This window comes from Corallococcus exiguus (genome assembly GCF_009909105.1).
Lineage (GTDB): Bacteria > Myxococcota > Myxococcia > Myxococcales > Myxococcaceae > Corallococcus > Corallococcus exiguus.
In genome coordinates this window covers 174,886-186,477 of record NZ_JAAAPK010000014.1, presented here as the reverse complement: position 1 = coordinate 186,477, position 11,592 = coordinate 174,886, and the positions used below count along the sequence as shown (strand labels likewise).

6 protein-coding genes are annotated in these 11,592 nt (G+C 69.4%); 3 read left to right on the top strand and 3 right to left on the bottom strand.

Annotated elements, in window-relative coordinates:
• Positions 1-58: 58 nt before the first annotated feature.
• Together GTZ93_RS37745 and GTZ93_RS37740 are read right to left on the bottom strand one after the other, a co-directional pair.
• Positions 59-316: a hypothetical protein gene (locus GTZ93_RS37745; RefSeq protein WP_139919625.1), complete on the bottom strand. Its 258-nt coding sequence runs from the start codon at positions 314-316 to the stop codon at positions 59-61.
• Entirely contained in the window at positions 313-1,383 is a 1,071-nt protein-coding gene (locus GTZ93_RS37740; protein WP_222595367.1) for a glycosyltransferase family 4 protein, read from the bottom strand. Before GTZ93_RS37740 ends, GTZ93_RS37745 begins: the two co-directional genes overlap by 4 nt.
• Positions 1,384-1,475: 92 nt before the next feature.
• Between GTZ93_RS37740 and GTZ93_RS37735 the strand changes: the two genes are divergently transcribed.
• From GTZ93_RS37735 to GTZ93_RS37725, 3 genes are all read left to right on the top strand, one after another.
• Positions 1,476-2,606 carry a glycosyltransferase gene (locus GTZ93_RS37735; RefSeq protein WP_139919627.1) on the top strand — a complete coding sequence of 377 codons (1,131 nt, stop codon included), beginning with the start codon at positions 1,476-1,478 and terminating at the stop codon, positions 2,604-2,606.
• Between the two features lie 218 nt (positions 2,607-2,824).
• Positions 2,825-4,219, top strand: a complete 1,395-nt coding sequence (locus GTZ93_RS37730; RefSeq protein ID WP_139919628.1) for an undecaprenyl-phosphate glucose phosphotransferase — start codon at positions 2,825-2,827, stop codon at positions 4,217-4,219.
• Between the two features lie 99 nt (positions 4,220-4,318).
• Entirely contained in the window at positions 4,319-8,566 is a 4,248-nt protein-coding gene (locus GTZ93_RS37725; protein WP_161663299.1) for a GspE/PulE/PilB domain-containing protein, read from the top strand.
• Between the two features lie 69 nt (positions 8,567-8,635).
• Here GTZ93_RS37725 and GTZ93_RS37720 read toward each other — a convergent pair whose 3' ends face one another.
• On the bottom strand, positions 8,636-11,452 hold the full coding sequence (locus tag GTZ93_RS37720) for a vitamin B12-dependent ribonucleotide reductase (RefSeq protein WP_139920096.1): 2,817 nt from the start codon (positions 11,450-11,452) through the stop codon (positions 8,636-8,638).
• Between the last annotated feature and the right edge of the window lie 140 nt (positions 11,453-11,592).

Sequence of the window (11,592 nt, the reverse complement as noted above, 5' to 3'; positions counted from 1 at the left end):
ATTGCGGGGCCGATCATGGAACGCTTCTCACTCCGCTGAGCGCGATGAGACACCAGGGTCACCTGCGCCGGAAGACCCACTCGGCCCCTGGCAGCTCAGGGGTCCAGCCTGATTCGAGCGCGTAGAGGATGGCATCCCTGACGAGGCCCGGCGCGATGATCGTTCCGTGCTCCACCCAGGTCAGCATGCGCTGGCCGCCTCCCGACTCGCGCTCGACGACGATGCCGAGTCCAGGCTCATCGTTCGGAGCCACCGTCCAACGATAGTTCGTCCCATCGACGACGATGCTCCGCGTCCCTTTACGCCTCAGTGTCATGGCCGCACCGGTTGTCTTCCCAGAAGGGCTCGCTTGAAGACGCCGAGGGTCTGTTGGGCGCATCGGTCCCAGGTGAACCGCGCCGCTCGCTCTCGCCCCAACTCCATAAGGCTCCGGCGCAGGTTCTCGTCCCTGAGAACTCGTAGCGTTGTTTCATGCCAGGACTTCAAGTCGTCGGGCGGGACTCGAAGCGCCGCATCACCCACGACCTCCGGTAGTGCTGTCGCGTCTGCCGCAATGACAGGGCACCCGGACGCCATGGCTTCCAGCGCAGGCAATCCAAATCCCTCGTACTTCGAGGGCACAAGCAACGCCGTCGAGGCCCCATAGAACAACGGCATCTCCGACTCCGGCAGTTGCTCCAGGTCGATGACGTTCTCGTGAAGCCCGACTTCATGAGCCACCGCCCCCTTGCCCGCGAGCAGCACCAGCGGCACCGGTAGCTCCGGCGCGAACTTGCCCAGCATCGCCAGGTTCTTGAACGGCTTCGCGTTGCCCACCACCGCGATGTACCGCTCCGGCAACTCGTGCCGCTCCCGGAACGCCTTCGCCTCGCTCACCGTCGGTGGCTGGAACCGTGAATCCACGCCGTTGTGGATCACCTGGAACCGGTAAGGCGACATCTTCAAATACTTCCCCAGTTCCTCCCGGGAGAAGTCAGACACCGTGATCAACGCGGTCGCCAAGCGCGCCCGCGGGCCCACCACTGCCTTGTAATAAATCGCCTGCACCGGCGTGTACTGGTCCGCCAGCGCCAGGTGGTTCGCGTCATGCAACGTGGCCACCAACTTGCCCGGCCAGAACAGGGGCAACGAGAACGACGTCGCGTGGAACAGGTCCGGCTTCAGCTTCGTCAGCTCGTACGCCAGTAGCGGCTGCTCGGTCGGTGACAGGTACCCGGCTCTTGAGCGGTGCAGCGGAATCGTCGGCGTCAGGTCGCCCAGGTCGTCCGGCAGGCCCTTCGCCGGCACCAGCGCGGAGAACTCCAGGTCCGGGGCCAGGGCGGGCAGCCGGCGCGCCAGCTCCAGCGCGTACCTCGCGATGCCGTGGAGCTGACCGCGCACCATTCTCAAGTCGAGCAGGACAGAAGGCACGCTCCCTGGCCTACCACACGCCGCCTTCCCCCCGCACCGCCGCGCCAGTGCTAGAAGGCCCTCCCGTGAAGGTCGCCCTCGTCCACGACTGGCTCGTCACCCACCGCGGCGGAGAACGCGTCCTCGACGCCCTCTGCGAACTGTTCCCCCGCGCGGACCTCTACACCCTCATCCACCAGCCGGGCAGCCAGTCCCCGCGCATCGAGGACCGGCGCATCACCACGTCGTTCCTCCAGCACATCCCCGGCATCCACTCGCGCTACCGGCACTTCCTGCCGCTGTTCCCCCGCGCCATCGAAGCCCTGCGCATCTCCGGCGACTACGACCTCGTCCTGTCCTCCAGCCACTGCGTCGCCAAGGGCATCCACGCGCCTCCCGGCGTGCCCCACCTGAGCTACGTCCACGCTCCCATGCGGTACATGTGGGACCTGTTCGACGAGTACTTCGGCCCTGGCCGCACCCGCCTCCCCGTGCGCGCCGCCGCCCTCGCCGTGCGCCCCTACCTCCAGCACTGGGACCGCACCTCCACCCAGCGCGTGGGCCGCATCGTCGCCAACTCCCAGCACATCGCCGGGAAGATCCGCCGCTTCTGGGACCGCGAGGCCTCCGTCGTCCCGCCCCCCGTGGAGCTCGAACGCTTCACCCAGATGCCGCTCGAAGGGGGAGGGCAGGGCGGCTACTTCCTGTGGCTCGGCGCCTTCGCCCCCTACAAGCGCCTGGACGTTGCCCTGGAGGCCTTCCGCACCCTGGACACCCCCCTGTGGGTCGTGGGCACGGGACAGGAGGCCTCGCGCCTCACGTCCGGGCCGCTTCCGCCCCACATCCGGTTCCTCGGCAACGTGCCGGACAGCGCGCTCCCCGCCCTCTACCGCGACGCCCGCGCGCTCCTCTTCACCCCCGAGGAGGACTTCGGCATCACCCCCCTGGAGGCCCAGGCCACCGGCCGCCCCGTCATCGCCTTCGGCAAGGGTGGCGCCCTGGAGACCGTCACCTCGAAGACGGGCCTCTTCTTCACGGAGCAGACCCCCGCGTCCCTCGCCGCCGCCGTGCGCCAGTTCGACGCCTGGGAGCAGTCCTTCCGGCCAGAAGACGCCCGCGCCCAGGCCGAGCGCTTCAGCCGAGCCCGCTTCCAGCAGGCCATCCAGGCGGAGGTGGACGCCCTCCTGGGCATGTCCCCTTTCGCCACAGGGGTGTGACAGCGCTGTCCGCGCCGTCCCCAGTTTCCCGAGGCCTGCCTGCCCGGCGGGACGTCTTGTGTCCGCTGCCCTCCGGTGCAACCCCTTGGTTTCACGGAAAAACACGTGATAGGACGCCGCGCCGGGGGAGGGGCCCGGGCGCTTGAGGGCTCCCGGGGCTCAGGGTGCGTGTCTTGCATCCGACGGACGGTCCTCGTCCCCCGTCAGGAGTCACCGCGGTGTTTGGTCGCCTGCAGCGCTTCTACACGTCCATCAAGGTCGCCGCCGACGCGGGGATGCTCGGGGTGGCGTTCGTGCTCGCGTACTTCACCCGCTTCAGCGGTGTGTTCCCCATCACGGAGGGCGTCCCTCCCCCGGGTGAGACGTTCGTCTCCCTGGTGATGGTGCTGGTCATCTTCCCGATGACGTTCCAGCGGGCGCGGCTGTACGCGACCAACCGCGCGCGCTCGCACATGGGGGAGCTGTTCGAGCTCTTCAAGGCCACCATCACCGCGACGCTCGTCCTGGTGGCGGTGACGTACTTCATCCGCGAGCGCTACTCGCGCCTCACGCTGGCCATCTTCGTCGTCTACGCCTTCACGCTCATCGCCGTATCGCGCATGGTCATGCGCCACCTGCTCAGCGAGGTGCGCCGGCGCGGCTACAACCTCAAGTCCATCCTCGTCATCGGCGAGGAGGAGCTGGGGCTGCGCACCATCGAGACCGTGGAGAGCCACCGCGAGCTGGGCTTCCGCGTGACGGGCGTGCTGTCGCTCAAAGAAGAGAAGGTCGGCCAGTGGGTGGGCGGCGTGCGCGTGGTGGGCCACGTGGGCGAGGTGGAGTCCTACCTGGATGCCCACCCCGTGGATCAGGTCATCATCGCCGTGCCGCTGGAGGACCAGGCGCGCGTGAAGCCGCTGATGGAACAGCTGGCGCTGCGCACCGTGGACGTCAAGGTGGTGCCGGACCTGTACCAGTACATCACCCTGTACGGCGGCCTGGAGGAGTTCGGCGGCCTGCCCATCATCAGCCTCCAGGGCGACCCCATGGACGGCTGGAGCCGCGTGGCCAAGCGCGTGTTCGACGTGCTGTTCTCCCTGCTGGCCATCGCCGTCAGCGCGCCGATGATGGTGTTCACCGCCCTGCTGGTGCGCTTCTCCAGCAAGGGCCCCATCCTCTACCGCCAGGAGCGGATGGGCATGGACGGGCGCACCTTCGCCATCCTCAAGTTCCGCACCATGCGCGTGGACGCGGAGGTCCAGGGCGCCACCATGGCCAGCGCGGTGGACGCGCGCCGCACGCCGGTGGGCACGTTCCTGCGCAAGTACTCGCTGGATGAGCTGCCCCAGTTCTTCAATGTGCTCCGGGGCGACATGAGCCTCGTGGGCCCGCGTCCGGAGCGACCCGTCTTCATCGAGGAGTTCAAGCGCCAGATTCCGCGCTACCACCTGCGTCACAAGGTGAAGGCCGGCATCACCGGCTGGGCACAGATCAACGGCCTGCGCGGCCAGACGTCCATCCAGAAGCGCATCGAGTACGACCTGTACTACATCGAGAACTGGTCGCTCCTGATGGACCTGAAGATCCTCCTGCGCACCGCGCTGGGTGGGTTCCTGTCGAAGAACGCGTACTGACCCGGGCGCCACCGGGCAGGCGAGCAGGACGGGTGCGCAGGTCGTATTCGTGCGCACCCTCTCATTGGCACCGCGAAGCCGTTTAGACTGCGGGCCGACATGGGCGACAAGCTGGGATTGACGCTGGTCCGCAAGGGCCTCCTGACGCAGGCGCAGCTCGACCAGGGCATGAGCGCTCAGCTCGTGCATGGAGGCCGGTTGGGCTCCCGGCTCGTGGAGCTGGGGTTCCTCGACATCGAGACGGTGGGCATGGTGCTGGGCGAGCTGACCCGGTTGCCCGTCGCGATGGAGGCGGACTTCGACGCCGTCACGGACGCGACGCTGAAGCTGCTCAACGCGGATCAGGCGGAGAAGCACCAGGCGTTCCCGCTCGCGGTGGAGGGCCGGCGGCTGAAGGTCGCGATGGCCAACCCGTTGGATTTGCAGACCACGGATGCGCTCGGGTTCATTACCGGCATGCGCATCGTCCCGTACGTGGTGCCGGAGCTGCGGCTCTTCCACTACCTGAGCAAGCGCTACGACATCGACCGGCCGACGCGCCCGCTGAAGCCGGCCATTCCGTTGCCCGCGCGCCGTTCGGTGTCCATGGCGGCGGTGGCGCCTGCCGCCCCTGTGGCCATGGCGGCGCCGGTGGTCGTGCCTCCGCCGGCCGTGCCGCCTCCGCCCGCGCCCGTGCGCGCGGAGCCGGAGGTCGCTGGGATGTTCGGCGGGCTCGCGCCGGGACAGTTCCTCAGTGATGACTCGGAGGACTCCGAGGCCGACGCGGACATCGCCGACGCGGCCATCATCGGCGAGGAGCTTCCGGACATCGTGATGGGCGAGCCGGTGCGGGCTCCGCCTGTCCTTGAGGCGGCTCGGCCCGGAGGGAGTCCTCCGGCCGCGCCGCCCCGGTTGGCGGCACAGCCTCCGGGCTTGGTGGCCCGGCAGGGTGCGGCGGGTGGGCTTCCGTCGGCGGCTCCGGGGATGCCGGTGGCTCCGGGAGTTGCTCCGCCTGGGGCTGCGCCGATGGGCGTTGTGCCTGGGGCGGTTCCGCCGGGTGCCGGAGTGCCTCCGCGTGCGGCGCCTCCGCCGGGGGGGCAGCCACCCGGGATGATTGGACGGGGTGGGCCCGTGCCTCCGGCGGCTCGGCCTTCCGCGACGGGGATCCCCGCTGTGCCGAAGACGCCGCCTCCGGGCATGCGTCCCGCCGCTCCTGGTGTGCCGGGGCCGCGACCCGTGGGGCCTCCGGGCGCACCGATGCCGCCGGGGATGGTTCGCGCGGGGCCTCCGCCGGGAGTTCCGGGCATGCCGCCGGGAGCGGCGCCTCGGCCGCCTCCGGGCATGCCCGCGCCGGTGATGATGGCTCCAGGTGGCGCGGGGCCTGTTCCTCCGGGGCAGCGTCCTCCGCCCGCGCCTGGGGTTCCCGGTGTCGGGGCTCCTCCGGGTGCGCGTCCGATGGGGCCTCCTGGCGCCATGCCGCCGAATGCCGTGCAGGGACGTCCTGTCCAGCCGCCTCCTCCGGGTGCGCCGCCGCGGCAGGGGCCTCCCTCTGGAGTCGTGCCTTCGGTGGCTGCTGGCGCACCGGGTGTCGCCGTGCCTCCTCCCGGTGCTCCTGCGATCATTCCGCCGCCTCGTCCAGGTGCTGTCGCTGTACCTCCGGCCGCGATGGCCCAGGGGGCGACGAATGTGCTGTCGCCCGCGACAGCTCACGGGATGTCTGGTCCGGCGAATGGAATCCAAGGCCTGTCTGGGGTAGCGAATGCCGCTCAAGGCAGTGTGCCTGCCATTGCGCCTCAAGGGCTGTCTGGGGAAACGAGTGCCTCCGTGGGCCTCGCTCCAGTTGCTGCGCGAACGGCCCAGGCTTCGCCAGTTGCGGGGTCTGCGCTGGCAGGGATTCCCCAGGACGTGGCGGGTGCCTCAATTCCTGTCATGGAGCGGTCTTCCGGTGGAGCGCAGCCCACAGCGGCTCGACGTCCTTCCGGAGTGACTCGATCCATCACGGCGGCCGTGGCTCCCGCGGTGGCCTCCGTCGAGGAAGTCCCGGTAGCCAGTGGTTCGGTGCCGGACCTCGGAGGTGAGTGGGGCGATGCATTCACTGTTGCCGCTCCCGCGAAGCAGGTGGCTGCGGACGTCGCGGATGCACCGTTGAATGCGAAGGCAGACGCCGCCATCGCCACGCCCGCCCCGAGTCCGTCGTTGTCCGAGCTGGTGCTGGACGCCGAGCTTCTCGCCGACGCCGACGTCAGTCCGGGTCCCGAGCCGCTCGACGTTGCACCTGTCGCGGCCGCTCCCGAGAAGGCGTCCGAGTCCGCGGCGATCCTGACCGGGGATGATCTCTCCGACGGCATCCTCGAAGACGTGGACGCCGTGTCCGCGGAGCTGCCGGCGGCGACCGCTGCGGAGGCCGCGGACATCCTCGACGTCGAGGACGTGATTTCCGCCGAGCCACACGAGGCGCGGGTTGCCGAAGCCTCGGACGTCCTCGAAGTCGATGCGGTGATGTCCGTCGAGCTTCAGAAGGCCCAGGCCACCGAAGCCTCGGACGTCCTCGAAGTCGATGCGGTGATGTCCGTCGAGCCTCAGAAGGCCCAGGCCACCGAAGCCTCGGACGTCCTCGAAGTCGAAGATGTGATTGCCGCCGAGCCGCACGCCGCCGAAGCCACGGACGTTCTCGAAGTCGAGGACGTGATTGCCGCCGAGCCGCACGCCGCCGAAGCCACGGACGTCCTCGAAGTCGAAGCGGTGATGGCTGCCGAGCCACACGAGGCGCCGGTCGCCGAAGCCACAGGCGTGCTCGACGTCGAAGCGGTGATGGCCGCCGAACCACAACGGGCCCAGGCCGCCGAAGCCACGGGCGTGCTCGAAGTCGAAGCAGTGATGTCCGCCGAGCCGCACGCGCCTCAGGCCCCCGAAGCCACGGGCGTGCTCGAAGTCGCAGGCTTGATGGCCGCCGAGTCCCACGAGCCCCAGCCCATTCCCGAGTCGGAACCCGTCTGGGACGCCGCGCCCGACGCAGCCACGGCTGGCGCGAAGGGATCACCCGCGCAGGAATCCGTCGCTACGCCTGACGCCCCGAAGGATGGCGGCCTGTTGGAGGCGACGGAGCTCAAGGCCGTTCCGGAATCGCTCGTCGCCGTCGAAGCCTCGAAGCCGGAGAGCCTCCCTGCTGCGGCGTCCATCTCCACGGAGCCTTCGCCTGAAGCGACCGTTCCGGAGGCGTCTGTCATTGCCGCAGCCCCAGCCATGCAGGACGCCGAGGCCGACGCGCTCGAGTTCAGCCTGGCGGGAGACTCGCAGAATCCCTCCGCGTCTTCGGAGGCCGAGTCCTGGCAGGTCGCCGCCGCACCGAAGTCCGACTCCGTGAGCACCGCTCCTCCGGCGGAGGCCCCCAGCCCCGCGCCCACCGAGGATCATCGAGCCGAAGTCCCCCCGGAGTTCGAGGTCGCCCTCGTCTCCCACTCGGACGTGGCACCCGAACCCGTCGCAACGCCGACGCCCGCTGAAGAGCCCGTGGCCCTGCCGATGCCGCGCCTCGTGGCCGCTCCTCCGGCGCCGGTCCGCGACCGGACGCCCATCGCGCTCGACGACCTGCCCACCTCCACCGAGGAACCCATGCAGCTCGCCTCCACTTGGGAGTTCGTGGGCTGGCAGGGCGGCGGGGAAGGGGAGGGCTCCGTGGGCCACAACCCGGAGACCACCTGGGCAGACCGCGTCGTGGACCTGGACGTCCCCGCCGCCGCGCCCGCTGCGGCCGAGGACGGCGTGGCCCTGGCCTCCGCGTGGGAGTTCATGCAGCAGCCGTGGCAGCCGCAGGACTCCGAGCAGGTCGATCCTGCCCAGGCCCTGCTCGCCGCCGCCAGCGCGTCCACCGACACGCCGACGGACGGTCCCGCCGTCTCCGCGGAACAGGTCCTCTCCGCGCTCGACACGGCGGACTCACAGGGCATGGTCGGCAAGGTGCTGCTGGCCTACAGCGCGGGCCGCTTCCGCCGGGCGTTCCTCCTGGGGGACAGCTTCGGGCTCGCGCGCGTGGGCCGTGCCTGGGGTCCGGGCAGCGACCGTCCGGAGGTCACCGCGCTCAAGGTGGACCTGGACGCGCCGTCCCTCTTCACCTCCGCCCTGAACGGCCCCAGCCCCAGCGTCTTCAGCGCCCCGCAGGTGCCTCAGGACGAGGCCATCTTCTCCGCGCTGTGCGGCGAGTCCGAGTCCCACCTGCTCGTCTTCCCGCTGCACGCGCGCGGCCAGCCCGTGGCCTTCTTCGTCGCCGAGCACGGCCCCTCGCCCCTGGAGGTCGCCATGTTGGAGGAACTGGGCCGCATCGCGGACAGGGCCGTGGAGATCTGCACCCGCCTCCATCGCTTCCCCTGAAACACGAAGGGCTCCGGAGCTTGAAGCCCCGGAGCCCTTTCTCACTTCAGCTCAAGACCGCTGCGGCGCTCAGCTGCAGCCCGTCGTCGTGCCGCAGTTCGTGCACTTGTAGCAGGCGCCGCTGCGCACGGTGATGGCGCCGCACTGGTGGCAGGGCGGGGCGTCCGCCTGGTTCAGGTACGTGCTGCGCGAGTTCATCGCGGACAGCTGCAGCGTCCCCACCTGGGCCGGCACCGCCGCCTGCGTCACCGGCTCCGGACGGGCCTCCTCCACCGGCGTCACCTCCACGTCGTCCGCGCGGGGCTCCGTGGGCAGGAACTTCAACGACAGCCACCGGAAGATGTAGTCGGTGATGGACTTGGCGATGGGGATGGCCGGGTTGCCCGTGAAGCCGCTCGGCTCGTAGCGGGTGTGGCAGAACTTGTCCGCCAGCACCTGCAGCGGCACGCCGTACTGGAGCGCCAACGACACGCTGGTGGCGAAGCTGTCCATCAGGCCGCTCACCACCGAGCCCTCCTTCGCCATCACGACGAAGAGCTCGCCCGGCTTGCCGTCCTCGTACATGCCCACCGTCAGGTAGCCCTCGTGGCCGCCGATGGAGAACTTGTGCGTGATGGACTGCCGCTCGTCCGGCAGCCGGCGGCGCAGCGCCTTGGGCTCCGGCGTCACGGCGGGGGCGGGCTCCGCCACCACGCGGCGGGATTCCGGAGCCTTCTCGGGGGCCTTGTCCTGCGACGTGTTGAGCGGCTGCGTGCGCTTGCACCCGTCGCGGTACACCGCCACGGCCTTCAGCCCGCTGCGCCACGCCTCGATGTATGCCTTTTCGATGTCCTCCACCGAGGCGTCAGTCGGCAGGTTCACCGTCTTGGAGATGGCGCCGGAGAGGAACGGCTGCGCCGCGGACATCATCTCGATGTGGCCCATCCAGTGGATGCTGCGCTGGCCCTTGGACGGCTTGAACGCGCAGTCGAACACCGGCAGGTGCTCCGGCTTCAGGTGCGGAGCGCCCTCGATGGTGTCGTGCTTGTCCAGGTACGCGATGATGTCCTGCGCCTGCGTCTGCGGGTAGCCCAGCTTCTCCAGCGCCAGCGGCACCGTCTGGTTGACGATCTTCAACATGCCGCCGCCGACCAGCTTCTTGTATTTGATCAGCGCGATGTCCGGCTCGATGCCCGTGGTGTCGCAGTCCATCATGAAGCCGATGGTCCCCGTGGGCGCCAGCACCGTCACCTGGCTGTTGCGGTAGCCGTGCTCCGTGCCGCGCGCCAGCGCGTCGTCCCACGCCTCCTTCTGCGCCGCGTGCAGCTCCGCGCTCACGCCGTCCACGGGCAGCTGGTACGCCGCCTTGCGGTGCTTGCGGATGACGCCGAGCATGGGCTCCGCGTTGTTGCCGTAGCCCGCGAACGCGCCCTGCTTCTCCGCGATGCGCGCGCTCATCGCATACGCCTCGCCGCACATCAGAGAGGTAATCGCCCCCGCCAGGTTGCGGCCCGCGGCCGAGTCGTAGGGCAGGCCGGACGCCATCAGCAGCGCGCCCAGGTTCGCGTAGCCCAGGCCCAGCGGACGGTAGTCGTGGCTGTTCTTCGCGATGCGCTCGGTGGGGTAGCGGCTGAAGCCGACGATGATCTCCTGCGCCAGCAGCACCACGTTCACCGCGTGCTTGAAGGCGGCCACGTCGAAGCCACCCTCCAGCGTGCGGAAGTGCATCAGGTTCAGCGACGCCAGGTTGCAGGCCGAGTCATCCAGGAACATGTACTCGGAGCAGGGGTTGGACGCGTTGATGCGCGCCGTGCCGGAGCACGTGTGCCACGCGTTCACCGTGGTGTCGTACTGGAGGCCCGGATCGCCGCACAGGTGCGCCGCCTCCGCGATTTCACGGAACAGCTCACGGGCCTTGTAGGTCTCCATCACCTGGCCGTCGCGCACCGCGCGCGTCTGCCACGGGCCGTCGTTCACCACCGCCTTCATGAAGTCGTCGGTGACGCGCACGGAGTTGTTGGAGTTCTGGAAGTACACCGACCCGTAGGCCTCGCCGTTGAAGGACGGGTCGTAGCCCGCCTCAATCAGCGCCCAGGCCTTCTTCTCCTCGTTCGACTTGCAGCGGATGAACTCGAGGATGTCCGGGTGACCGGCGTTGAGGATGACCATCTTCGCCGCGCGCCGCGTCTTGCCGCCGCTCTTGATGACGCCCGCGAACGCGTCGAAGCCGCGCATGAACGACACCGGGCCGGACGCGGTGCCGCCGCCCGCCAGCAGCTCCTTGCTGCCGCGGATGCTGGACAGGTTGGAGCCCGTGCCGCTGCCGTACTTGAAGAGCATGCCCTCCGTGCGCGCCAGCCCCAGGATGGACTCCATGTTGTCGTCCACGCTGTTGATGAAGCACGCCGAACACTGCGGGTGCTCCTCCACGCCCACGTTGAACCAGACGGGCGAGTTGAACGCCGCCTTCTGGCGCAGCAGCAGGTGCGTCAGCTCCGCGTGGAACGCCTCGCGGTCCACCGCCGACGCGAAGTAGTGCCCGTCCTCGCCCCAGCGGGTGAGGGTGTCCACCACGCGCGCCACCAGCTTGCGCACGCTCGTCTCACGCTCGGGCGTGCCGGGCGTGCCCCGGAAGTACTTCGACGCCACGACGTTCGTTGCCAGCATCGACCAGGAGCGGGGGACCTCGATGTCCTTCTGATCGAAGACGACCTTGCCGTCCTCGCCCTTGATGCTCGCGCTGCGGTGCTCCCACGCCAGCTCGTCCGCCGGATCCACGCCGGGCGTCGTGAAGAAGCGCTCCACGCTCAGCCCCGTGGAGGCCACCGCGGCCTTGCCCTTCGCACGGCCGCCGCGCCGCGGCTCCCTGCCCCCCACCACCGGCTTCCCGCTCAGTTCCTTCTCCATGACGCCCGCCTCCAAATCCACTGAGAGTGCTGATGCAAAATTTGCAAAATAGCCAACGCCGCGAGATCCCAGGGGATCCGATGATCACTTCCAGGTACGGGGACGGCAGCGTTGGGATGGTCCGGGATGGGCAGAAGCCA